Source organism: Pseudoalteromonas sp. SWYJZ12, from assembly GCF_015864395.1.
Taxonomy (GTDB): domain Bacteria; phylum Pseudomonadota; class Gammaproteobacteria; order Enterobacterales; family Alteromonadaceae; genus Pseudoalteromonas; species Pseudoalteromonas arctica.
Map to the genome: position 1 here is coordinate 1 of NZ_JADYXH010000025.1, position 23,331 is coordinate 23,331.

Annotated in this window: 21 protein-coding genes; 10 read left to right on the plus strand and 11 right to left on the minus strand. The window is 39.1% G+C overall.

The window, feature by feature from the left end; translation table 11 throughout:
- Nucleotides 1-914 precede the first annotated feature (914 nt).
- The 3 genes from phoB (at nucleotide 915) to I6F42_RS18125 (ending at nucleotide 4,061) form a co-directional block, all read left to right on the plus strand.
- The gene (gene phoB, locus I6F42_RS18115; RefSeq protein ID WP_006791869.1) at nucleotides 915-1,604 is read left to right on the plus strand and encodes a phosphate regulon transcriptional regulator PhoB; all 690 of its coding nucleotides are present in this window, start codon (nucleotides 915-917) and stop codon (nucleotides 1,602-1,604) included.
- A 65-nt stretch (nucleotides 1,605-1,669) separates the two neighbouring features.
- Nucleotides 1,670-2,977 (plus strand): phosphate regulon sensor histidine kinase PhoR, encoded by a 1,308-nt coding sequence (gene phoR / locus I6F42_RS18120; RefSeq protein WP_007587170.1) that lies wholly within the window; start codon nucleotides 1,670-1,672, stop codon nucleotides 2,975-2,977.
- Nucleotides 2,978-3,092: 115 nt separating this feature from the next.
- Nucleotides 3,093-4,061, plus strand: a complete 969-nt coding sequence (locus I6F42_RS18125; RefSeq protein WP_010554592.1) for a PstS family phosphate ABC transporter substrate-binding protein — start codon at nucleotides 3,093-3,095, stop codon at nucleotides 4,059-4,061.
- Nucleotides 4,062-4,294: 233 nt separating this feature from the next.
- On the opposite strand, the gene I6F42_RS18130 is transcribed toward I6F42_RS18125, so the two are convergent.
- The 8 genes from I6F42_RS18130 to sfsA form a co-directional block, all read right to left on the minus strand.
- Nucleotides 4,295-4,531: a hypothetical protein gene (locus tag I6F42_RS18130; RefSeq protein ID WP_007587168.1), complete on the minus strand. Its 237-nt coding sequence runs from the start codon at nucleotides 4,529-4,531 to the stop codon at nucleotides 4,295-4,297.
- A gap of 33 nt (nucleotides 4,532-4,564) precedes the next feature.
- Nucleotides 4,565-5,413 carry a pantoate--beta-alanine ligase gene (panC, locus tag I6F42_RS18135; protein WP_007587167.1) on the minus strand — a complete coding sequence of 283 codons (849 nt, stop codon included), beginning with the start codon at nucleotides 5,411-5,413 and terminating at the stop codon, nucleotides 4,565-4,567.
- Entirely contained in the window at nucleotides 5,413-6,207 is a 795-nt protein-coding gene (gene panB, locus I6F42_RS18140) for a 3-methyl-2-oxobutanoate hydroxymethyltransferase (RefSeq protein WP_007587166.1), read from the minus strand. The genes panC and panB overlap by 1 nt, the downstream gene beginning before the upstream one ends.
- Before the next feature lie 30 nt (nucleotides 6,208-6,237).
- Nucleotides 6,238-6,723, minus strand: coding sequence for a 2-amino-4-hydroxy-6-hydroxymethyldihydropteridine diphosphokinase (folK, locus tag I6F42_RS18145; protein WP_007587165.1), 486 nt, complete (start codon nucleotides 6,721-6,723; stop codon nucleotides 6,238-6,240).
- 4 nt (nucleotides 6,724-6,727) lie between these two features.
- Nucleotides 6,728-8,209 carry a polynucleotide adenylyltransferase PcnB gene (pcnB, locus tag I6F42_RS18150; protein WP_007587164.1) on the minus strand — a complete coding sequence of 494 codons (1,482 nt, stop codon included), beginning with the start codon at nucleotides 8,207-8,209 and terminating at the stop codon, nucleotides 6,728-6,730.
- Between the two features lie 78 nt (nucleotides 8,210-8,287).
- Entirely contained in the window at nucleotides 8,288-9,232 is a 945-nt protein-coding gene (gene gluQRS / locus I6F42_RS18155) for a tRNA glutamyl-Q(34) synthetase GluQRS (RefSeq protein WP_197152983.1), read from the minus strand.
- A gap of 20 nt (nucleotides 9,233-9,252) precedes the next feature.
- Nucleotides 9,253-9,696, minus strand: coding sequence for an RNA polymerase-binding protein DksA (dksA, locus tag I6F42_RS18160; RefSeq protein WP_002962671.1), 444 nt, complete (start codon nucleotides 9,694-9,696; stop codon nucleotides 9,253-9,255).
- Nucleotides 9,697-10,012: 316 nt separating this feature from the next.
- Nucleotides 10,013-10,732, minus strand: a complete 720-nt coding sequence (gene sfsA, locus I6F42_RS18165; RefSeq protein WP_007587160.1) for a DNA/RNA nuclease SfsA — start codon at nucleotides 10,730-10,732, stop codon at nucleotides 10,013-10,015.
- 123 nt (nucleotides 10,733-10,855) lie between these two features.
- Between sfsA and pepB the strand changes: the two genes are divergently transcribed.
- Both pepB and I6F42_RS18175 read left to right on the plus strand, forming a co-directional pair.
- Nucleotides 10,856-12,151, plus strand: a complete 1,296-nt coding sequence (pepB, locus tag I6F42_RS18170) for an aminopeptidase PepB (protein ID WP_197152984.1) — start codon at nucleotides 10,856-10,858, stop codon at nucleotides 12,149-12,151.
- Nucleotides 12,152-12,334: 183 nt separating this feature from the next.
- Complete coding sequence (locus tag I6F42_RS18175) at nucleotides 12,335-12,901, plus strand: phosphoribosyltransferase (protein WP_007377478.1); 567 nt, start codon at nucleotides 12,335-12,337, stop codon at nucleotides 12,899-12,901.
- A gap of 48 nt (nucleotides 12,902-12,949) precedes the next feature.
- Here I6F42_RS18175 and I6F42_RS18180 read toward each other — a convergent pair whose 3' ends face one another.
- Nucleotides 12,950-13,606 carry a Crp/Fnr family transcriptional regulator gene (locus I6F42_RS18180; RefSeq protein ID WP_002962665.1) on the minus strand — a complete coding sequence of 219 codons (657 nt, stop codon included), beginning with the start codon at nucleotides 13,604-13,606 and terminating at the stop codon, nucleotides 12,950-12,952.
- A gap of 288 nt (nucleotides 13,607-13,894) precedes the next feature.
- Between I6F42_RS18180 and I6F42_RS18185 the strand changes: the two genes are divergently transcribed.
- Nucleotides 13,895-14,131 (plus strand): YgjV family protein, encoded by a 237-nt coding sequence (locus I6F42_RS18185; RefSeq protein WP_002962663.1) that lies wholly within the window; start codon nucleotides 13,895-13,897, stop codon nucleotides 14,129-14,131.
- Nucleotides 14,132-14,558: 427 nt separating this feature from the next.
- Here the strand turns inward: I6F42_RS18185 and rdgC are convergent, their stop codons facing one another.
- On the minus strand, nucleotides 14,559-15,476 hold the full coding sequence (gene rdgC / locus I6F42_RS18190) for a recombination-associated protein RdgC (protein ID WP_007587156.1): 918 nt from the start codon (nucleotides 15,474-15,476) through the stop codon (nucleotides 14,559-14,561).
- A 378-nt stretch (nucleotides 15,477-15,854) separates the two neighbouring features.
- A complete protein-coding gene (locus I6F42_RS18195; RefSeq protein WP_024593692.1) occupies nucleotides 15,855-17,624 on the minus strand; it encodes a sensor histidine kinase in 1,770 nt (589 codons plus the stop codon).
- Nucleotides 17,625-17,990: 366 nt separating this feature from the next.
- Here I6F42_RS18195 and I6F42_RS18200 point away from each other — a divergent pair, with 366 nt between their 5' ends.
- The 4 genes from I6F42_RS18200 (at nucleotide 17,991) to thrC (ending at nucleotide 23,245) form a co-directional block, all read left to right on the plus strand.
- On the plus strand, nucleotides 17,991-18,359 hold the full coding sequence (locus tag I6F42_RS18200) for a response regulator (RefSeq protein ID WP_024589756.1): 369 nt from the start codon (nucleotides 17,991-17,993) through the stop codon (nucleotides 18,357-18,359).
- Between the two features lie 228 nt (nucleotides 18,360-18,587).
- On the plus strand, nucleotides 18,588-21,005 hold the full coding sequence (thrA, locus tag I6F42_RS18205; protein WP_197152985.1) for a bifunctional aspartate kinase/homoserine dehydrogenase I: 2,418 nt from the start codon (nucleotides 18,588-18,590) through the stop codon (nucleotides 21,003-21,005).
- A gap of 9 nt (nucleotides 21,006-21,014) precedes the next feature.
- Complete coding sequence (thrB, locus tag I6F42_RS18210; protein ID WP_010554586.1) at nucleotides 21,015-21,950, plus strand: homoserine kinase; 936 nt, start codon at nucleotides 21,015-21,017, stop codon at nucleotides 21,948-21,950.
- A gap of 11 nt (nucleotides 21,951-21,961) precedes the next feature.
- On the plus strand, nucleotides 21,962-23,245 hold the full coding sequence (thrC, locus tag I6F42_RS18215; protein ID WP_197152986.1) for a threonine synthase: 1,284 nt from the start codon (nucleotides 21,962-21,964) through the stop codon (nucleotides 23,243-23,245).
- The last annotated feature ends 86 nt before the right edge of the window (nucleotides 23,246-23,331 follow it).

Genomic DNA, 23,331 nt, shown 5'->3' on the forward strand with positions numbered 1-23,331 from the left:
CTGTGGTTTGTGTGGTAATAACCATTTGATCATGAATTGAGCTTCAACTCAATTTCTTAAGATCTTACCTATGACATGGATGTAGGTAAGGGGCGTGAGCAGGACGCGGAAGCTTTGCTCGGTTTTTACTTAGCCCGCTAGGTTACAAACCTCACGCCGCGATTAAATCGCCCCTAGATTGAACAAATTTTAATCCTGAAAGGTCAACAGGCCCTAAGCCAGTAACTTTGTTGCTGGCTTTTTTAATGTCAGCCCTTTTTATATTGCAGGTTACGGCTTCTATTGATCAGATCGCTGTACTATCAACGCCGTACTTTGGGATCACGCATTTACTAACACAGCCTTTTCGGATCATTACTTTACTAAGCCAAATACACTTTTTCGCTATTTTAGGCTCTGAGATAATTTGATCGTTATTTATTTGTATAAACAATCAACAACTTATGGCTTTGACTAGGTACAACTCTGATCTGAGAGTGGATCGGCTTGGTAAAAATCTGATCCTTTATTTGGAGCTTAGTAAAATTTAGATCTATTTTTAAACGTATTGATTGTTACACAGGCGGGTATGTTAATTTTAAAATAGCTTTAAAGTTACTTTTAAACGATCGATCTGTAAAAAAGTCTTGGTTAGTAAAACAATGATCCCAGTTAATTTTGTATTATTTAATGATTCAACTAGCGACAAAAAGCAGATAATTTCAAAAATTAGCTATTTTATAAATTTATCGTAAATCTCTTTTTATTACGTTAAATATTAAAAAGGTTTTAAAAATATGACGTTAATGAGGTTTTTTGTCACTAATTTGTGTTTTTTTTACCACCATTTTAATTTACACGTTACACTTTCATAAAAATGTCATACTTAGTCATAATAATGAAAACTAATTCGATAGCGTAAGAGATAAATTGGAATGTCACGTAAAGTACTAGTCGTAGATGACGAAGCTCCTATCAGGGAGATGTTGGTTTTTGTTTTAGAGCAAAATGGATTTCAAGCAATTGAAGCAGAAGATTACGACTCTGCTATTGCAGCTATGGTTGAACCTTACCCAGATATGGTTTTACTTGATTGGATGTTACCAGGTGGAAGCGGTATTCAAATTGCTAAAAAGTTTAAGCAAAACGAACACACCCGCCAAATCCCAATTATTATGCTTACAGCCCGTGGCGAAGAAGAAGACAAAGTACGCGGTCTTGAAGTAGGTGCTGACGATTACGTAACTAAGCCGTTTTCTCCTAAAGAGCTTATGGCGCGTATTAAAGCGGTTATTCGCCGTGTATCGCCAACCTCATTAGAAGAAGCTATTGAAGTACATGGCCTGCGTTTAGACCCTATTTCGCATCGTGTTACCTCAGAAGGTAACGAGCTTGATATGGGGCCAACTGAATTTAGATTACTGCACTTTTTTATGACTCACCCAGAGCGTGTTTATAGCCGTGAACAGCTGCTTGATCATGTATGGGGAACTAATGTTTACGTAGAAGATCGCACGGTTGATGTGCACATTCGTCGTCTGCGTAAAGCAATTGGCCCACTTGGACATGACCGTTTGGTGCAAACTGTACGTGGTGCTGGATATCGTTTTTCAAGTAAGCTGTGATCAGCTTAAAGCTTAGCTAATGTATGAAATACGCATGTATTACTACTCTAAGGTAAAGTGAGTGTATGTATCGAGTTGTTAATAAGCAGGCGTTAGTAAAGCGCCTGTTTATCTATTTTTTACCCTTACTATTAATTGGTGTGCTGGTTGGCGCGCCATTTTTGCTTTTATTTTTAGGATCTTTTTCCCTCCTTATTTGGCACTACCATCAACTTTATCGTTTGAGCGATTGGCTACTTAATCAACGTAGCTTTAATCCACCTGAGGGCGAGGGTGCATGGGAGCAAGTGTTTGAAGGTATTTATCATCTACAGCACCGTAATCGTAAAAAACGTAATGAGCTTGCTGATTTAATTCGTCGCTTTCGCGATGGAGCTGAAGCAGTACCTGATGCGGTAGTGGTACTGCAAAATGATTTAAGTATTGTGTGGTGTAATCAATTAGCCCTTAAAGTGCTTGGTTTGCAGTGGCCAACCGATCATGGTCAGCGTCTTGATAATTTAATTCGCGAACCTAAGTTTGCTAAATACATGCACAAAGGTGAATTTGACGACGCGCTTGAGCTGGATAACGGTCATAGCATTGAGCAAGTACTAGAATTTAGGGTTATGCCTTATGCAAGCACGCAACTTATGGTTGTTGTGCGTGATGTAACGCGCTTAAAACAGCTAGAACAGATGCGTAAAGACTTTGTAGCCAATGTGTCGCATGAACTACGTACACCGCTTACAGTGGTTACTGGGTATCTTGAGATGATGGATGGCGACATGATGCCGCCGCCAGCAATGTGGAACAAAGCGCAAAATACTATGCTTGAACAATGCAAGCGCATGGATAGCTTAGTCAGCCAATTATTATCGCTTTCGCGTATTGAAGGTGCACGGCGCCAAGATAACGATAAAGCCATAAACGTACCGCAATTACTTGGTTATATTCACACTGAGGCAAACTCAATTAATCAAGACAAAGGCCATGAGCTTATTTTTAATATTGATAAAACCCTCGATATTAAAGGCTCTGAGGATGAACTGCGTAGTGCGTTTTCTAATTTAGTATTTAACGCCATTCATTACACTAAACCCGGTGGCAAAGTGGAAGTGTGTTGGCAGCGCAAAAACAATAAAGCGTGTTTTAGTGTTACCGATAATGGTGATGGTATTGCGCCAGAGCATATTAACCGTTTAACTGAGCGTTTTTATCGTGTTGATAAAGCCCGCAGCAGAACAACAGGTGGCTCAGGTTTAGGGCTTGCGATTACAAAACATGTACTAACGCGCCACGATAGTAAATTAAATATTAGCAGTGAAGTTAACAAAGGTTCGTGTTTTTCTTTCGAATTTTCAATAGATAAGATAGTTTCGCTAGCTAAGTAATTAGGCTGAAAAGCAAAGTCATAAAAGTGTCATTTAAGAGTAATGTAACTGTCATGTACTCACTTTAGAGTGGGCAGCAGTTAGAAAATGGGACGAACAAACCGGAGAACCCTACATGAAATTTAAAAACTTAGTTGCCGCAATGGGTGTGGCTGTTACAACTTTCGTATCTGCACAAGCAGTTGCTTTAGATCAAGATATTCCTGAGTATCAAAAAATTAGTGGTGTTTCAGGTAACTTCTCATCAGTAGGTTCTGACACTTTAGCCAACATGATGACGTTCTGGGCTGAAGAGTACAAACGTATTTACCCAAATGTAAATATTCAAATTCAAGCGGCAGGTTCTTCTACTGCGCCACCGGCACTTACCGAAGGTACAGCTAACCTAGGTCCAATGAGCCGTAAAATGAAATCTAAAGAAATCGAAGCGTTCGAAAAACGTTACGGTTATAAGCCAACAGAAGTTCGCGTAGCTATTGATGCACTTGCTGTATTTGTACATAAAGATAACCCAATTGAAGGTCTTCGTATTGACCAAGTAGATGCTATCTTTTCATCTACTCGTAAATGTGGCGCACCAGAGCAAGTTAATCGTTGGAGCGATGTTGGTCTAACAGGCGATTGGGCTGCTAAAGACGTTCAGCTTTATGGACGTAACTCAGTGTCAGGTACTTATGGCTACTTTAAAAAGAAAGCACTGTGTAAAGGTGATTTCCGTAATAATGTAAATGAGCAACCGGGTTCTGCATCAGTAGTACAGTCAATTTCATCTTCATTAAATGCAATTGGTTACTCTGGTATTGGCTATAAAACATCAGGCGTACGTACAGTACCGCTTGCTAAAAAAGGCGATAACTTTGTTGATGCAACACTTGATAACGTTGCGCAAGGTAAATACCCGCTATCGCGCTTTTTATATGTTTATGTGAATAAACACCCGAATAAGCCACTATCACCTATGGAAGAACAATTTTTAAGAATGGTACTTTCAAAAGATGGTCAGCAAATTGTAGAAAAAGATGGTTATGTACCACTTTCTGCAAAGCTAGTAAAAACAGAACTTAAAAAGCTTGGTTTGAACTAATACCAATTGCATTAAATTAGTGAGTTATTATAGCGATAAGAAAATAGCGCAATAACAAGGCTAAAATTATGATACATAGTTGTTCTATATAAATAATTTTTAACGTAGTTAGTGAGTTATTTAATACGCTAGAATGGTCATGTTTTTAATAAAATTGGTATGATAAACCATAGGCAATAAAAAACCGCTCACTGAGCGGTTTTTTTATGCCTAAAACTAAAAATTTTAAGGAATTAAATATTACCTAATTTTTCGGCTTGTGCTTTACATTGGTTGTAGCTCTCAACACATTTTCCAGAGCATACTTGCTGCTTTAAGCCCTCAGCAGTTGTTTGCTGTTCACATGTACTTTCGCATTGGTAATTTTGCTGAGCACACTGATTCATTTCAGGGTTTTCAACTTGGTTTTGGCAACCTACTAATAGTGCAAAAGTAAGGGCGACTACGCTTGTTTTTATTAAAGTGTGCATGCTTCTTATCCTTAAAATGGAGTCGCAATAATATTAAATTTCGACTTGAATATTGTCGATCAATCTAACACCACCAAAATAGGCTGCGGCTAAAATAACAAATTGAGTATCTTCGATTGTAGCAGTTTTTAATGTATCTCGTTGAGCAATCTCAAAATAGTCTGGCTTTAGGCCAGCTTGCTCTAAGCTCTGTTTAGCTAAGCTTTCAAGTTTTACGAAGTCTTTTTCGCCGCTTTTAAGTTGCTCAGCGCATGTATTAAGTGCTTTAAATAATACGGTTGCAGTCGCTTTTTGCTCATCAGATAAGTAACCATTACGTGAGCTCATAGCAAGGCCAGAAACTTCTCGCATTGTAGGTACACCAATAACTTCAACCGGAATTGATAGGTCGCGTGCCATGGTTTTAATTACTTGCAGTTGCTGAAAATCTTTTTCACCAAAGCAGGCGTAATCGGGTTGTACAAGGTTAAATAATTTTGTAACTACCGTGGCAACACCTCTAAAGTGACCAGGACGTGAGCCACCACAGTAACCTAATGAAATATCAGGCACATCTACAAAGCTCTGTGCGCCAAGTCCATTTGGATAAATTGTTTCTACACTTGGGGTAAATACAATATCAGTGCCTAGTTCTGCAAGGCCTTGTTTATCTTCGTTTAGTGTACGAGGATAGTTATCTAAATCTTCGTTAGCACCAAATTGCATTGGGTTAACAAAAATACTCACAACGACTTTATCGGCTAAGTTTTTTGCTTTTTCTACTAGCGAAAAATGCCCACGGTGCAAGTTGCCCATTGTTGGCACAAGTGCCACGCTAAGACCCGCTTGGCGCCATGCTTTAATTTGACTACGTAACGATCTGATTTCAGTAATAGACTGCATTATTTAAACTCGTGTTCAGCGCTTGGAAACGCGCCATTTTTAACGTCTGTACAATACTTTTGAACGGCTGCAGGCATATTGCCTGTTTCGAGCAAAAAGTTTTTAGAAAATTTAGGAATGTAACCTGCTGAAATACCAACAAGGTCATGCATTACCAGTATTTGGCCGTCAGTTAAACTGCCCGCACCAATACCAATTGTTGGGATGCTTAGGGCGTCTGTAATGCGTTTTGCCAATGCACTTGGAATACATTCAAGTACTAATAATTGTGCGCCAGCAGCTTCAAGTGCTTTTGCGTCATCAATCATTTTTTGTGCTTTGTCTTCTTCGCGACCTTGTATTTTAAAGCCACCAAATACATGTACTGACTGTGGTGTAAGGCCTAAATGCCCGCAAACTGGAATACCTTGTTGAGTAAGCGTTTTAATGCTCTCGTAAAGCCATTCTCCGCCTTCAAGCTTAATCATGTTTGCGCCAGCGCGCATAAGCTCAGCTGCATTTTTACAAGTATCACTTACGCTTGAGTAGGTCATAAAAGGTAAGTCAGCAATTACAAATAATTCACGACTACCAGCGCGTACACAACGTGTATGGTATGCGATATCTTGATTGGTTACGCCAAGCGTGTCATCGCCACCTTGAAGTACCATGCCCAAAGAGTCGCCCACTAAAATAACTTCAACGCCGTTATCATGAAATAACTTTGCAAAACTAGCGTCGTAGGCTGTCAATGCAGTAATTTTGTTATTTTCTGCTTTCATTTTATTTAAAGTAGAAACGGTTATTTTAGACATAATATCCTCGCAGGCAAAAGCCTAGGTTAATTACAGAGGTAATTGTTGTAAGTCGTTGAGCGGTAAATTATTTGCAATGGTTTTTAATGCAATGCCGCTAGGTAAAATAAGTTCAGGTGCAAGCTCTAATAGTGGATAAACCACAAACTCGCGATTATTCAAACCATAATGAGGCACAGTTAAGCGCACCGTATTTATAATTTGATCATCAAATAATAGAGTATCTATATCAAGAGTGCGTGGACCCCAACGTTCAGCCTTTCTTACTCGACCATGCTCAAGTTCAATTCGTTGCGTTAAATCAAGTAATTGCTCTGGCTCAAGGGTCGTTTTAATGCACGCTACTGCATTGATATAGTCTGGTTGATCTTGTGGGCCCATAGGCTTACTTGCATAGTAATGCGATACGTTTATAAATTCACAATTAGGCAGCTTTTTAAGCGCGATTACCGCGTTATCAAGCTGCTCTTTTGGTGAGTTTAGGTTGGCACCTAAACCCAAATAAACACAGTGCATGTTATTACTCAGCTGGCTTTTTAGTAGGTCGACGGCGCTTTCGCGGCTTAGGACCACCTTGGTGACCTAAGTTTTTAACCATCTCTTTTTGGCCGTTTATATCTTGGCTTAAGTATTGTGTCCACCACTGGGCAAGCTCAGTGTGCTGTGTTTCGCCTGCATCTACGCGTAAGAGTAAAAAGTCGTAGGCGGCTTTAAAGCGAGGTTGCTGCGTTAGTCTGTAAGCACGTTGGCCTGCACGTTTATCCAAACGGTGCTGAATATGCCAAATATCGCGAGCACCTAAAGTAAAGCGTTTAGGAACCGCAATGTGTTGTGAGTTATCGCTTAGTACTTTATTCATTGCTTGTGCGAAAGCATCGTATTCTGCAAGTTGTTCTTGGCTTTGAATCTTTTTAGTACGTTCAAGCAGCGGGAACCAAAGTAGTGCGGCAAAAATAAACGCTGGTGTTACTTTTTTATCTGCATTAATACGTTTGTCGGTATTTTGAAACATTTGCTGAATAAGCGTGTGTTCTAAGCCACTTGGATTTTTATCTAAGATTTTATCAAGCTCAGGAAACAATGAGCGGAATAAGCCGTATTTACGCAGCATTAAAAAGTTAGCTTCGGCCTTGCCATTTAAAAACAGCTTAAGAATTTCTTCAAATAAACGTGCTGGCGGAATGTTATCAAGCAAACTTGCAAGCTCACTAATTGGCTTTTCACTTTTAGGCGCAATGCTCATATCAAGTTTAGTGGCAAAGCGAACTGCACGTAACATACGAACAGGGTCTTCGCGGTAACGCGTTTCAGGGTCGCCAATTAGCTCGATTTGTTTAGCTTTAATTGCCGCTAAGCCGTTGGCGTAATCGTGAATACTAAAATCTTTGATTGAGTAATAAAGTGCGTTGATTGAAAAGTCGCGGCGTTCTGCATCTTCTTCAATACTGCCAAATACGTTGTCACGTAGTAATTGACCTTCATCGCTTGATTGGCTTATTTGATTTTTGTCTTCTTGCGCTTCGTGGTGGCCACGCATAGTAGCCACTTCAATAATTTCACGACCAAATACAATATGTGCTAAACGAAAGCGACGGCCAATAAGGCGACAATTTCTAAATAGTTTTTTTACTTGATCTGGCGTGGCATTAGTAACTACGTCAAAATCTTTTGGCTGTTGGCCTAACAATATATCGCGAATACAACCACCAACAAGGTAGGCATCGTAGCCACCGTCTTTTAAGCGGTATAATACTTTGATTGCATTTGGGCTAAATTGTTTGCGAGAAATACCATGCTCACCACGAGTGACAACAATAGGTTCACTGCTTACAGAAGCGCTTTCGGCACTGGTATTCGGGCCGATTATTTGTCGGCAAAATTGAAAAAGCTTGGAAATAATAGTCTGTCTCCTAGAAGGTGTGATTGACTCTGCATCGCAATCAAAAGTTACAGCAAATGGGGCGGTTATAGCCCAGTACAAGCTGTTTGACGTAATTAGCATATATTTAGGCGGCTATCATATACCAGCAGGGTTTAAAAATTAAGTTGATGTGTTGAAATTAAGCCGTTTTTAGCTATTTTATTTACTTAAATGTGTAAATTGGACTTTCTGACTACGTGGATGCTGAGAAATTTGTATTTCGGATACTTGTGGTACCTGTTTTAAGCTAAAGTTTTTAATTCCCCAAGCGATTAATTGTTCAATATTTAAATCGATTAAATCAGCTATAACAGGCAACCCTAAAAATTCAAATGCACTAATTAAAGCAGGCTTTGGATTTTGTTTGCTAATGGCGGGAGCATAATTTTGTTTAGACAATTTGAAACCAGGCTTGGCAACCGCTAAAGGTAAATGAGCAAATTCAGGTACAGGGCTATCGAGTTGTTTAAATAAACTAATTTGCCGAGCGGTTGGCTCAATTAAATCAGCACCTCTTACAATTCGATTAATCCCTTGATCAATATCATCGACGACCACAACAAGTTGATATGCAAATAAGTCATCGCTGCGTTTAATTAAGTAATCTTCATGGGAAAGGGCGCTATTTACCGTTATATCACCTTGAATTAAGTCATTAAATTGAGTCGTTGGATATTGCTGAACTAAGCGAAGCGCACCGCATTGAGTATTATGATTAAGTGTTTGGCAATGCCCCTGATAAATACCGCCAATGGCTTTTATTTGTTTGCGAGTACAGGTGCAACCATAAACAAGGTTTTGTTTTAAAAGTGAGTGGGTAATATCTTGGTATAAAGGAAGACGCTGCGTTTGATATACAACAGGTTCGTCCCAGTGAAGGGCGTAGGCATGTAAGGTATTAAGAATATCGGAGTCGGCGTTTTTAACCACGCGCATAGTGTCAATGTCTTCTATACGAACTAACCATTTTCCTTGATTAGCTTTTGCATCTAGATAGCTACCCACAGCCGCTACAAGTGAGCCAAAATGTAATGGCCCAGAAGGAGACGGTGCAAAACGACCGCGATATTTACGCATAGGCGCAGTAACGGCTGTAGGAGACATAACTAATTAATAAGTATTAATTAGCCGCGTCCAGATTGCTTTTCTTTGATTTCTGCAAGTGTTTTGCAGTCTACGCATAAATCGGCAGTAGGACGTGCTTCTAAGCGACGTATGCCAATTTCGATGCCACAAGACTCACAAAATCCAAAATCATCTTCTTTAATCAAATTAATTGTTTTTTCAATTTTTTTGATTAATTTACGTTCGCGGTCACGAGTACGAAGTTCTAAAGAGAACTCTTCTTCTTGTGCAGCGCGGTCAACTGGGTCAGGAAAGTTAGCAGCTTCGTCTTGCATGTGCGATTTAGTACGATCAACTTCGTTACGTAAATCATTACGCCAAGTTTCTAAAATCGCTCTAAAATGAGCACGTTGTGCATCATTCATGTACTCTTCGCCTGGTTTTTCTTGGTATGGTTCTAAACCGGCTTGAGCCAATAAACCATGTTTCTTTTGGTCTGGCATAACTCTCTCCTAAATCCTTAATTTAATGCCTCAGCATTAGCCGGCGGTATAAATAACAGAATCTTATATCCTAGGCAAATTTATTTTTAATTAATCGAATTAGCTTCAACCATGCTTACTGAGTAAAAAGTGTATTAATAGTCTATTTACACTTTTAATTAATTCACATATTCGCTTTCTAAAACTTGCCTTGTTATATGGGCAAAAGCTTTAAAAACAAGTTAATTTTTATAATTCACTTTGTATAACTTTATTTAATTTGAGTACTTTGCTTATTTTGTAAATTACGCTTAGTTCAATCCCTTGGTTTAATACACTATTGTGCAAATACTATTTTTTTATGAAGTAAAACTTCATTAGCAGAAATTGTGGCCTTGTATGCTAATACTTCAACGCCGGCTATTATTGCTTGGCTTAATAGCGTGGCGTATTTTTTATCAATATGCGCAGCTGCACTTACTGTATTTATTCCTTCATGCAAAACAGCGAACAGTAATACTGCTCGGTGGCCTTGTTCGATCATTTCTATTAGTTCGCGAATATGTTTTTGTCCGCGCAGTGTTTGCGCATCAGGAAAGTAGCCTTGCCCGCTTTGTGGTGCATCTTCGCTTAATAATGTGACTGATTTAACTTCTACGTAGCAATCAGGCTTATTTTCGTCTGTGAGTAAAAAGTCGATTCTGCTGTTTTCGCTGCCGTACTTTACTTCGCTTTGCAATTGACTGTAGTCGAGTAGCTCGCTTATTACATTATTGTTTATTGCTTCTTCTACTACTTTATTGGCCACCGCTGTATTTACACAAATAAGCTGCGATAAGTTATTTTGCGTAAGCTCTAATGAATGCGGGTATTTTCGTTTTGCGTTATCGCTTGTTGAATAAAAAGCAGCAAAACCCGGCTCTGCGCATCCCGTCATTTTACCTGTATTAGCACAGTGGGCGGTAAATTCACTGCCATCACTTAATTGTAAATCAGCTAAAAAGCGTTTGTAGCGTTTTAATAAGGTGGCAGGTTGCAGAGTTGGCGTGTACTTCATGATAACTTCCAAAGCGTAAATACTGCACAGCAGTGTGGTTTATGTTATTTATCTCAAGCTGTTGGGAACTTAAGCGCTCTATAGTAAACTCGGTGGCACATTTAAGTGCAAGGGTATTCTAACATGAGTGAAAAATTTGTTGTTCAACTAAGCGAACAAGCAGCAGCGAGTCATTGGGGCGATAATGCGTCATTGTCTTTTAATGAGCGCGGTGCAACTGTTCATTTGTCTGAGCAAGAAACATTGAAAAATGTTCAAAAAGCTGGTCGTACTATTGCAATCCAAGGTATTAAAAACGTTGAATTAGCAGGCGATGCTTGGTGTACAGAAAGCCAATGGGCTTTTTATCAAGGTTTTGTAATACCAAAATCGTTAAACGGTGTTGATTTTGTTGATAACGCACAATCAGATATTAAAGAACTTACTCACTTAAAAACGTCAGCAATTTGGGCACGTGAAATGGTTAACGGGACTGCCGATGACATTTACCCAGAAAGCCTTGCTGAAAAAGCGGCTGAGTTTATTCAATCATTAGCGCCTGAGCATGTAAGTTACCAAATTATTAAAGGTGATGCGTTACTAGAACAACAGTGGATTGGTATTCATGCTGTTGGTCGCGGTAGTGTTCGCCCGCCAGTATTGCTTGAGCTTGATTACAACCCAACAGGCGACGAAAATGCACCAGTAAGTGCAGCGCTTGTAGGTAAAGGTATTACGTTTGACTCAGGTGGTTACTCAATCAAATCAAGCGAAGGTATGCTTGGTATGAAGTGCGACATGGGCGGCGCTGCAACAGTAACTGCAGGTTTAGCATTGGCTATTAACCGTGGTATTGAAAAACGTATTAAACTGTTTTTATGTTGTGCTGAGAACTTAATTTCGGGTCATGCATACAAATTAGGTGATATTCTTACTTATAAAAATGGCACGACAGTTGAAATTGTAAACACGGATGCTGAAGGTCGCTTAGTACTTGCAGATGGCCTAATGGCCGCAGGTGAGACTGGCGCTCCACTTATTATTGATGCAGCAACACTAACTGGCGCAGCGCTTGTTGCTGTTGGCCAAGAGTACAATGCATTATTTGCACTTGATAAAGAACTTGTACGTGAAGTTGAGAGTTTTGCATCTCAAGAAATGGAAGCTGCTTGGCCACTTCCTCTTGAAAAATGGCATCAACAAAACTGCCCATCTCCTTATGCTGATACGGCGAATAGCCGTGCACAAAAAGGTGGCGGTTATGGCGGTGCATCGAATGCGGCAGGCTTTTTATCGCGCTTTGTGCCAAACGATGGCAAAGGCTGGGTACACATAGATTTAGCGGCTGCATTTAACATGGGCAGTACAAGTCAATGGGCAGCGGGTGCAACAACTCAAGGTATGCGTACAGTTGCTCGTACTTTACAAGAAAAAGCATAATATTTACTAAATTACGCTTTTTACGCTAAAAATAGGCACCCTTGGGTGCCTATTTTTTAATTTACAGGCAAGCAATTTTATTTCATTTACGGTAAAATCAGTCGCCAATACCTGTTTGAGTTTAATTTTTGCTTAACTCTAAGCTGCGCTCAAATCTTATATCCACCACTGGGGTTTCTAATTATGTCAGATAAGTGCTACATCACAGCTCAACAGCTGCTTGAAGATTCGTTCCGCGTAGCGGCACAAGTATACCAAGATGGCTTTCGTCCTGATTTTATTATTGGTATTTGGCGAGGTGGTGCACCGATCGGTATTGCTGTTCAAGAATATTACGATTACAAAGGCATTGAGACTGACCACATTGCAGTACGTACATCGTCTTATTACGGTATTGGTAAACAGTCGAAAGAAATTAAAGTACACGGCTTACATTACATTGTAGAGAACGCAAATGCAGGTGATTCATTATTAATTGTTGATGATGTATTTGACTCAGGTCGTAGTATTGTTGCATTAAAAGAAAAGCTTTCAGAGCTTATGCGCTTAAACTTGCCACGTGATATTCGTATTGCATGCCCGTACTACAAGCCAAAAAACTCAAAAGTGGACACTGTTCCAGATTATTATATTCATGAATCTGAAGAGTGGTTAGTGTTCCCGCATGAATTATCGGGTTTAACACCGGATGAAATTATTGCTGGTAAATCTGATCTTGCGAAAATTCATGACATTTTGCTAGAGAAGTAATTAGTAATTTGCATAAATAAAAAAAGGCCGTTAAGGCCTTTTTTTATTTTAAAGCTGAGCAAAGCTATCTACGTATTCACTTAGTTTTGGTATATCGACTGCTTGCAAGCCATCGTTACTTCTAAGTACCAAGCCTTTTTCTACGAGTTCTGTAACAACACGTCTGTAAGCTCGCTCAGTGGTAGCAAAACGTTCGGCTTCAGCATTTACAGTTGGGTAGGCTCTAAGTAGCGTAGGGTTGTTGTTCTCGGCCCTTAGTAAGCAATCTTTAGCTATGTTATAGCTAAGTGGTAGTAATAACTTATCTAAATTGATTTTTTGGTTTTCCTGAAACTTAGCCGCAATAGTTTGTGCTGTGTATAAGCTTAGTTCTGGTTTTTCAAGCAGTAGAGCACGCCAATGCCTTAATTCAATAAGGTTATAAGTGACATCGCTAAAGCACGTTACCGTATATATACACGGATTATTATTTAGCGCTTCTATTTCACCAATAAGGGTGTTGTTACAATCCAATTGTCCTAACAGCAGGCGTCGTCCATTACCTACGTCGTAACTAAACGACACAGTGCCACTGCGTACAAGCACAAGCTTGCTTAAAGGCTGATCTTGATGGATCAGAACTTCTTTTTTTGATTGTTGATAGCTACTACCGGCAAAGGTTAAAAGCTGATCAACAAGGTAACTAGAAAAATGGTATTGAAACATCAATGTGCTCTTCGGACATTTGTCCTATTTATTACATCTTAATGACGATAGCATTAAGACACTAAGAATTTACGCTAACTTGCTACTAATATTATTAGCTTTGCTAAGAGTATTATTTTACCTTCATTTCCCGTGTAATGATTTAAGAATTTGCTGGTATTTTCCGGCAAACTTTTTCAGGTTTTTTAAGCAGGTTAGCTTTTTTATTTTGTTGTAACTTTGCAATACTTACAAGTGCCATAAGATAGCAGTACATGTAATGCTAACCTAAAGGCTAGGAGAGAACAATTGAGTTGGGAATATTTAGGTTATATTGCATCAGCTTTATTGGTTGCATCGTTAACAATGACAGATGTAGTAAAACTACGTTGGTACAACATGTTTGGTTGTATTGTATTTACTGCATACGGTGTTGCCATTGGCGCAGTGCCTGTTATTTTTACCAACGGCTTATTGTCGCTTGTAAATTTATACCACATTATAAAAATATATCGCCAACCTAAAGTTGAAGACGCTAAAAGCTAAAATAAGTTATCTGCACAAAGTAAGTTAATGGTTTTAATTAAAATCAAAAACTTCAGTTTTTGTGCAGTCCAGCTTGAAGCGTATATAGATAATCTCATATCACTCTACATAACTTACCTTGATGAACCTTTGAACCTTTGAACCTTTGAACCTTTGAACCTTTGAACCTTTGAACCTTTGAACCTTTGAACCTTTGAACCATGCTGTATTCTCCTACTTAAAAGATGATTACCTTAGGTTTTAATACGTCGATCGTTAGCTAAATACTGTTCGCGGTTTAGATATAAATAAGTGCTTCTAAATTTCATAAAAAAATCCGATAGCAGTAAACTGCTATCGGATTTTTATCTGTTATACCAACCTACTTACATATGCTATTTAATTCATTAAATTGCTTAAATATTTATGCAGGTAGGCACTATGGTATTTACGCTTTTTCTAAATCTTCAACGTCACCTAAACCTGCAGTTAGCTCTTCAAGTAATTGCTTTATTTCTTCAGAAGCTAAAATAAAGTCAGCATCAAGTTTTAAAGCCATATCTTCTTTAGGAATATCTGCGTTTTCTTCTTTTAGAGTTTCAGAGTAGCTTAAACGTTTGATAGAGCCATCGTTTTGCAGCATAAACTTAAGACGCTCTTGCCAATCAAGTGCAAGTTTAGTTACGCGTTTACCACTTTCTAAATGCGATTTAACTTCATCACACGATAGATCATGACCTTTAAGCTTTACTTGTGCGCCGCTGTCGTCTGCTTCTTCAAGTTCAGCGTCTGAGCCAATAGCAAAACCTTCTGGTGTACTAAAGTTAGTTAACCAATCAGTTAAAAATACATCTAGGTCGTAGTTAGCAAACGCAGGTACAACCGGAAGCGTTCCCAACGATTTACGAAGTAGTGCTAGTAGCTCTTCTGCTTTATTAAAGCTGCCACTATTTACAACAACCCAACCGTTTTCTTGGTCAATAAAGGCAAATTGTAAGCTCGACTTTTTAAATGCTTGAGGTAGAAGAGTATGAAGAATGTTTTCTTTTAATTCGTCTTTTTCTTTCTTTTTAACTGGGCGGTTTTCTTCAGCTTCTATCAGATCAACTTTCTCAGCGACTAGTTCGTTAATAACAGAAGCAGGGAGTACTTTTTCTTCGCGTTTAGCGCAAACTAGAATACTTTTTTGAGAAAAATGCGATAGCGTATCGCCATGTTTTCCAAACGCTTTTGTCCAACCAAATGTTGCAAGCTCTTGACCAGTACATGGGCGAAATAAATCTTGCTCTAATGCTTTATCAAAGTCTTCTTGAGTATATGAAACGTCTTGCTTAAAGCGGTAACAAATAAGGTTACTAAACCACATAGGGGAATTGATCCATTTGAAAAATTTGTACAATCATAGCAATAAAAACAGCATCTCGAAATGACTGATTTGTTACTAGGGCGTGTTGAACTTTATGGATTGAAATTTGTTCAATCTAGGGGTGATTAAATCGCGGCGCGAGGTTTGTAACCTAGTGGAATAAGTAAAAACCGAGCAACAAAGAGTTAATCGTCCCTAGAAAGAACCCAAAGGGCAGCGCATGTTTGGTATTTATGCTGCGTTGTCGCCTATTTATGGGGAATAACCACACTACATAGGCTCTGTCTTGCCTAAAAACCAAACATATTGCTGTAAATTCAACCACCAAAGAACAACACGCCCTAATAATTTAATGCATATACTTTTATTTATTCATATTTATTCATATTTATCAAAAATAGGCAGTGGCTTAGCCATGTTCTTCGGAAATTGAATATAGTAACGCAGACCTTTGCCCGGTTCACTCGTTGCATCAATAGAGCCACTAAGGGTTTGCTTGACCAAATTAAGCATTATATGGGTGCCTAATCCGCTACCGCCTTCATCGCGTTTGGTAGTAAAAAATGGGTCAAATAATTTTTTTAATTGCTCGTTAGTAACACCGTTACCGTCATCTTTGTAATCAATAGTTAAGTTGGTGTCATCAGCGCTTATTTTAATATCCATTACACCGTTGCTTTTACCTTCAAAGCCATGAATAAGTGAGTTCATAATTAGGTTAGTAAAAATTTGGCTTATAGCCCCAGCAGGTAGATTTAAAACTAAATCATCAGGACATTCTAATTTTATAGTATGGGATGTCTTTTTTAGTTTTGGGTGCAGTGAGCGTATTACTTCGTTAGTGTAATCTTTAAAGTTAATGGTTCTTACTGCTTCACTGGCTTGATCGACCGCTATTTGTTTAAAGCTAGCTATAAGCTCCGAAGCTCTATCTAAGTTAGTGGTTAGTAAGCTTGTGCTTTGTTTTGCTTCGTTAATGAATTCTTCTAGTGCTTTTGGCGAAAGTGTTTTTTCGGTATAAGCATTTTCGAGTTTATTTAAGCGTTCTTGTAAAAATGATATTGCCGTTACACCTATCCCAATAGGGGTGTTTATATCGTGTGTAATACCTGCTACAAGTCCGCCTAGCGCAGCCATTTTTTCTGTGCCTAGTAAACGTTCCTGTGCAAGGCTTAACTCTTCTATATAGCGCTGAGATTCAGTTTGCTTTGTAATTAACTCTAGCTCTGTGCTGCGGCGTAAGTCTACTTCTTCGGTGAGGACAATTTTTTGCTTTTCGAGTTCGTATTTTTGCTGCTGTAAATCCATCATTGCTTGGCTTAAATTGGATGTTTTACGGGCTACGTCTTGTTCAAGTTGTATGTTGTGTTGATCAAGCTTTTCGTTACTTATAATGAGTTCTTTTTGGGTGTGTTCAAGCTCTTTTCTATACTGAACCACTTTATCTATTAGTTTGTTAAATGACTGCTCCATCACTTTTAGTTCATTATGTTCTTCTGTTTCTATTTCTATATGTTGACCTTCTAGCTCGTCTAGTTCTAAATTTTCTAGTTGCTCAGTGAGTTCTGCTAAAGGGTCTGTAAGAAGTTTTCTAAATGCCATTAAAAATAAGATGATCAAAAAGGTGGTTTTAATCATCGCATTACCAATCAAAAAGTAGATTGATACCATAATGCGGCTAAAAACAACTTCTCGACTTGAGAATAAGGTAACGTCACCAACTTGAGTAGCACGACCTGAAAATTCAAAAATAAGTGGAAAGGTATAACCAAATAAACCCGATTTTGCGTCTTCTAAAATAACCTCTTCTTGTACTAACTGTTGGTTATATAGCTTGTGTATATCAAGAGATCGCCCTAGCTGTGAAATAATTTCGCCGCTGTCGTCTCGAACAATAATCCCTTCAATCATGGGAATGGCGAGTAAACCTTCTGCTGTTGTAATTGTTTGCTTGGTATTAAGCTCCCAAATTGCACGTGTTAAGCTGCGACTAAAGGTTTTTTGTAAGGTACTAAGTTCATCGCGAATATAGTCTTTAGTATTGACGTATTCAGCAAGCACTTGTCCACAGGTCACTACAAAGGTAAGCAAAAAATAGACGGATAAAACGCTAGTCAGTAGCTTCTTAGAAAGACTTTTTTGTAACATGAGTGACTTGTTCATCCTTTATTATTTTTGTAACGTTACGATAGTAATTTAAAAGTTAGTCAATAAACCTCTAAAAATAAATAAAAAAGTTAAAATTTAATAAGATAAATCCAAAAAGTGAGCGTGTAGTATCAAAGTATTTAAACCAAGGTATAAATTAATAAATTCGTTATCTGTTATGTATTGTAGGCTTAATTAGTATTTGCTTTGGTTAATTATATCTTAAACGGATTTATTCTATATTTATCATTGTATTAAATTATTAATGCGCTGAGTGCTTGGAGGCGTGTTAAAGTGTCTAAAATGCAATGGAAGGCATTAGTTTAATAACCTTTTAATAATTTTGATGGTTGTGTAGTAGTAAACATGATGAAATTTTCGATATTAGTCTGTGACGATTCTGCAGTTGCCCGTAAACAAGTCGTGCGGTGTTTAAATGAATGTATAGACGCTCAAATACAACAAGCTACAAATGGAGCGCACGCTCTAGAACTTTTACGAGCGCAAAGCTTTGATTTATTGTGCTTAGATCTCACCATGCCCGAAGTTGATGGTATACAAGTACTCGAGACTATAAAAATAGAAAAAATAGAGTGCTTTGTTTTAGTTATTTCTGCCGATATACAAGAGAAAATGAAGCAACGAGTCGCACAACTTGGCGCAATAGACTTTATCGATAAACCTATCAATAAATCTAACTTAAACGAAATATTGCATAAATTTGGCATTCATTAGGTTTTTTCATGTTAAAAAAGGCTGTTTTATCTTTTAATTTAGGGTTGACAGCATAGCCTTTGTTAAGGCAGTCTTAACATATGAAAACAATTAATCGCGTACTGACCATTATTATTACAACCATCATTCTTACTGGATAGTGGCATAGGTCGGTGCAACAAATTTAAAGGCCTGTGTTCACTTAGAACACAGGCCTTTTTTCGTTTTATGGGATGAGGAACATAAACAATGCGAGTTTTAAAATTTGGTGGGTCTTCGCTTGCCGACTATGCATGCTTACAACAGGTAGCTCAGCTAGTTAAAGCACAATTAAAAGATGAAATGCTTTTGGTACTTTCTGCTCCAGGTGGAATGACCGATTCGCTAGTTGCACTTGCAAGTGCTGCAGAACAAGGCTCTGACTTTTCGCAGCAATGGCAAGCATTAGTTAGCCGCTGTGAAGGTTTGAAAGCTGACGTTGAAAAAAGTGGTGTAGTAGTTACAAGTTGGCCAAACTTAAGGGAACTTAAAAATAAACTAGATGGCGTATCACTTATACAATGTTGCCCCGATCAAGTTCGCGCATTTGTAATTAGCTTTGGAGAGCGCGTTAGTGTTTCTTTAATGCAGGCTTTATTGAATTCGCACGATGCAAGATACTTAGAAGCAACAAGCTGTATCGCTTCAACTGGCGGTTATATCGACGCCGAGGCTGATTTAGTAACAAGTAAAGCGCGCTTTCAAGCTGTGCTTAAAGAAAGTCCTGCAACTATCTATATCATGCCTGGTTTTACAGCGAGTAATGACAAAGGTGAGCTTACAACGCTTGGCCGTAATGGCTCAGATTACTCAGCAGCCATTGCTGCGGCTTGTTTAGAAGCTGAGATTTGCCAAATTTGGACTGACGTTGATGGTGTATACAGTGCTGATCCTCGTTATATTAAAAAAGCGACTAAAGTAGATTTTTTATCTTATAAAGAAGCGATGGAGCTTTCTTATTTTGGTGCAAAAGTACTTCACCCTAAAACAATTTTACCGTGTGCTAAAGCAGGCGTGCCGTGCGAAATTAAAAATACGCATAACCCAGACGCACAAGGCTCATTAATTGGTAACGATTATTCATCAGATGAGCCAGTAAAAGCGCTTTCGAGCCTACAAGACCTTGCAATGCTAACTGTCTCAGGGCCAGGCATGAAAGGCAAAGTAGGTATGGCGTCTAAGGTATTTAACGCGCTTGCTCACGATAACGTATCAATTGTATTGATCACGCAGTCATCATGCGAATTCAGCATTAGCTTTTGTGTACACGAAACAGACCTAGCACTTGCACTTGATGCGCTACAAACTGCATTTGAACTTGAATTACAAGCAGGGCTTATTGAGCCTGTACAAGTGCAGCGCAATTTAGCCATTGTTACTTTAGTGGGCGATAACATGCGCGCGCACCGTGGCTTAGCGGCTAAGTTTTTTGCATCGCTTGCACAAGCGCAAGTAAATATAGTGGCAATTGCACAGGATTCTACAGAAAGTGCTATTTCAGCAGTAATTGATGGCGAACTTTGTAACGACGCCGTAAAAATATGCCATGAAAACTTTTTCACGCATGTGCCGTCAATTGATGTGTTTTTACTCGGTTGTGGCTTAGTAGGGCAAGAGCTTATTAATCAGCTTGAACGTCAACAAGCGTGGCTTGAAAAGCGTAATATTAAACTCAACTTGTATGGTGTTGCTAACTCTCGTCAATTACACCTTGATAGTGAAGGTATAGCTTTTGGTGATTGGCAGCAAAAATTGGCCTCATCCGAGCAGGCGTTTGATTTAAAACTAGTAGAGCAGTTTGTTAAGCAAAATCATTTAGTAAACCCTGTGCTTGTTGATTGTACGTCGTCGGATGCACTTGCTGCGCAGTATGTAGACTTTTTAAATGCAGGTTTTCATGTGGTTGCTGCCAATAAAAAAGCAACAACAAGCTTATACACGTATTACCAAGATTTAATTGCAGCAACACAAAAAAATAATCGTAAATTTTTATACGAAACAAACGTTGGTGCAGGCTTACCAGTAATCGACAACTTACAGTCATTATTTGGTGCCGGTGATGAGTTATTAGAGTTTAGCGGTATTTTATCAGGTTCACTTTCGTATATGTTTGGCGCACTTCAAGATGGTTTATCACTTTCTGAGGCAACAATTAAAGCCAAAGAAAGTGGCTTTACTGAGCCAGATCCTCGTGATGATTTATCGGGTACCGATGTAGCACGTAAGTTATTGATCATCGCTCGCGAAGCCGGTATGAAATTAGAGCTAAGCGATATTGAAGTTGAGTCAGTATTACCACCAGGTTTTGCACAAGGTGACAGCGTTGATGAGTTTATGGCAAAACTACCAAGCTTAGATGCTGATTTTAACGACCGTATCAAAAGCGCTGCGAGCGAGGGTAGGGTACTTCGCTATGTAGGCACAATTAAAGAAGGCCACTGTAAAGTAGGTATTGAAGCGGTAGATGCAAAGCATGCGCTTAGTGTCATTCGTGATGGTGAAAACGCACTGGCTATTTTAAGCCAATACTACCAGCCACGTCCGTTTGTAATTCGTGGTTATGGCGCCGGCTCGGAAGTAACAGCCGCGGGTGTATTTGCTGATATTTTAAAAACGTTATCGCGCTAGGAGCTCGTTATGATTGAAGTATATGCTCCGGCGTCTATTGGTAATTTTGCAGTGGGTTTTGATGCCCTTGGCGCAGCGCTTGCGCCAATTGATGGCAGTTTATTAGGCGATGTAGCCGTTGTAAGCGCAGCACCAAGCGACGAATTTATTTGCACAGGCGAGTACGCTCACAAGTTACCCAGTGATGCTAATGAAAATTTAGCGTACCAGTGTTTAGTGCATTTTAGAGCGCATGTTGCACCTACTATGCCAAGCGTAAAGCTCGAGCTTAAAAAGAACTTACCAATTGGCTCAGGGCTTGGCTCTAGTGCGTGTTCGGTAGTGGCTACCTTTGCTGCCCTTGATAAGTTTGCACAAACTAATTTAAGCCAGGTTGAGCTAATTGAGCTTATGGCTGACTTTGAAGCTGTGGTAAGCGGCGGTCGTCATTACGACAACATTACGCCATGTTATTTAGGTGGTTTGCAGCTAACGGGTGATTTAATTCCTGATAAATCGATTGCACTGCCGGTTGATGAAAACTGGTATTACGTAGCTGCATTTCCTGGTTTTTCGCTAAATACAGCAAAAGCGCGTTCTGTTTTACCAAAAGAGTTGAGCATGCATGCAAGTGTTGAGTTTGCTCAGCGTTTGTCGGCATTTAGTAGCTTACTGTTAACTAGCCGTTTTGACGATGCGCTAAGCATAATGAAAGATGAAATAGCAGAACATTACCGCGCACCGCTTATAAAAGGTTTTAGTGAAGCCAAAGCAAGCTTGCCAGCACTGGGCGCTGAAATAGTCAGTATTTCGGGCGCAGGACCAACCTTATTTAGTGTGTGTAAAACACTTGAAGCTGCACAGCAATGCGCGCAGTGGTTAGAAACCAATTACATTAACGAGCAAGGCTTTTGCCACATTTGTAAATTAGATAACGACGGCACGCGTCAATTAACAGTTTTATAGGATAGGTAGTCATGCAATTACATAATTTAAAAGATAGCTCACAAAAAGTGTCGTTCGTTGAAGCCGTAAAAACAGGTTTGGGTCGTAATCAAGGTGTGTTTTTCCCTGAATCCCTTGCCCCACTGTCCGATGTTGATGCATTGCTTGATATGGACTTTGTTACGCGCAGTGGTAAAATATTATCTCACCTAATTGGTGATGAGCTGCCAAGCGATACTGTGGCACAAATGGTTAAAAATGCATTTAACTTTCCAGTTAAGCTGGTGGAAATTGAAGAGAACACATACTGTTTAGAGCTGTTTCATGGTCCTACACTTGCGTTTAAAGACTTTGGTGGTCGCTTTATGGCAGAGTGTTTAACGCAGTTTAACAAAGACGAGAAAGTAACTATTTTAACAGCAACATCGGGCGATACCGGTGCAGCCGTTGCGCATGCTTTTTACAATAAACCAAATATCGATGTTGTTATTTTATACCCTAAAGGCAAAATTTCACTTGCTCAGCAAAAGCTATTTACTACGCTAGGTAACAATATTCATTGTTATGCAGTCGAGGGCAGCTTTGATGATTGCCAAGAGCTAGTTAAAAATGCCTTTTTAGATGAAGAAGTTAAATCAACACTTGGGCTTAACTCAGCTAATTCAATTAATATTAGCCGTTTAGTTGCTCAGGTTTGTTACTACTTTGAAGCGATTGCACTGCTACCAAAAGAAAAACGCGCAACAGCACATATATCAGTACCTAGTGGTAACTTTGGTAATGTGTGCGCCGCAATGATTGGTGCGGTTATTGGTTTACCTGTAGGTAAATTAAGCGCAACAACAAATCAAAATGATACTGTGCCGCGCTTTATGCTTGATAAAAACTGGACGCCAAACGCAACGCTTGAGTCGCTTTCAAATGCGATGGATGTAAGTAAGCCAAACAATTGGCCGCGTGTACAAACAATGTTAGATAATAACTGGTTTAGCTACGATAATTTTTATTCAACAAGCGTAAACGAGCAAGACACGCAAGCCGTGATGAAAAAAATTCAACAAACGGGCTATGTTGCAGAGCCTCATACTGCTATTGCTTACCAAGGTCTTGTTGAAAATCGTGCACCTGGTACAGCGGGTATCTTTTTAGCGACAGCTCATCCTGCTAAGTTTAAAGAAAGCGTAGAGGGTATTCTAAATATTGAATTAGGTATGCCAAAACCACTTGCTGATGCACTAGCAAAACCATGCCTAGCAAGCGATATGAACGCCGATTACGACGAGTTACGTACCGAAATGCTCGCTAAATTAGGCTAAGTTAAATTAAAAGGAAAAGCGGCTTGAGCCGCTTTTTTTATAACTTTATACGGATGAATACACTTAGTTATATTTACTAATTAAAT

Bases quoted from the DNA above. Each gene is read 5' to 3' on its own strand.
- phoB (WP_006791869.1), top strand. From the start codon at position 915: ATGTCACGTAAAGTACTAGTCGTAGATGACGAAGCTCCTATCAGGGAG.
- phoR (WP_007587170.1), top strand. From the start codon at position 1,670: ATGTATCGAGTTGTTAATAAGCAGGCGTTAGTAAAGCGCCTGTTTATC.
- I6F42_RS18125 (WP_010554592.1), top strand. From the start codon at position 3,093: ATGAAATTTAAAAACTTAGTTGCCGCAATGGGTGTGGCTGTTACAACT.
- I6F42_RS18130 (WP_007587168.1), bottom strand. From the start codon at position 4,531: ATGCACACTTTAATAAAAACAAGCGTAGTCGCCCTTACTTTTGCACTA.
- panC (WP_007587167.1), bottom strand. From the start codon at position 5,413: ATGCAGTCTATTACTGAAATCAGATCGTTACGTAGTCAAATTAAAGCA.
- panB (WP_007587166.1), bottom strand. From the start codon at position 6,207: ATGTCTAAAATAACCGTTTCTACTTTAAATAAAATGAAAGCAGAAAAT.
- folK (WP_007587165.1), bottom strand. From the start codon at position 6,723: ATGCACTGTGTTTATTTGGGTTTAGGTGCCAACCTAAACTCACCAAAA.
- pcnB (WP_007587164.1), bottom strand. From the start codon at position 8,209: ATGCTAATTACGTCAAACAGCTTGTACTGGGCTATAACCGCCCCATTT.
- gluQRS (WP_197152983.1), bottom strand. From the start codon at position 9,232: ATGTCTCCTACAGCCGTTACTGCGCCTATGCGTAAATATCGCGGTCGT.
- dksA (WP_002962671.1), bottom strand. From the start codon at position 9,696: ATGCCAGACCAAAAGAAACATGGTTTATTGGCTCAAGCCGGTTTAGAA.
- sfsA (WP_007587160.1), bottom strand. From the start codon at position 10,732: ATGAAGTACACGCCAACTCTGCAACCTGCCACCTTATTAAAACGCTAC.
- pepB (WP_197152984.1), top strand. From the start codon at position 10,856: ATGAGTGAAAAATTTGTTGTTCAACTAAGCGAACAAGCAGCAGCGAGT.
- I6F42_RS18175 (WP_007377478.1), top strand. From the start codon at position 12,335: ATGTCAGATAAGTGCTACATCACAGCTCAACAGCTGCTTGAAGATTCG.
- I6F42_RS18180 (WP_002962665.1), bottom strand. From the start codon at position 13,606: ATGTTTCAATACCATTTTTCTAGTTACCTTGTTGATCAGCTTTTAACC.
- rdgC (WP_007587156.1), bottom strand. From the start codon at position 15,476: ATGTGGTTTAGTAACCTTATTTGTTACCGCTTTAAGCAAGACGTTTCA.
- I6F42_RS18195 (WP_024593692.1), bottom strand. From the start codon at position 17,624: ATGTTACAAAAAAGTCTTTCTAAGAAGCTACTGACTAGCGTTTTATCC.
- I6F42_RS18200 (WP_024589756.1), top strand. From the start codon at position 17,991: ATGATGAAATTTTCGATATTAGTCTGTGACGATTCTGCAGTTGCCCGT.
- thrA (WP_197152985.1), top strand. From the start codon at position 18,588: ATGCGAGTTTTAAAATTTGGTGGGTCTTCGCTTGCCGACTATGCATGC.
- thrB (WP_010554586.1), top strand. From the start codon at position 21,015: ATGATTGAAGTATATGCTCCGGCGTCTATTGGTAATTTTGCAGTGGGT.
- thrC (WP_197152986.1), top strand. From the start codon at position 21,962: ATGCAATTACATAATTTAAAAGATAGCTCACAAAAAGTGTCGTTCGTT.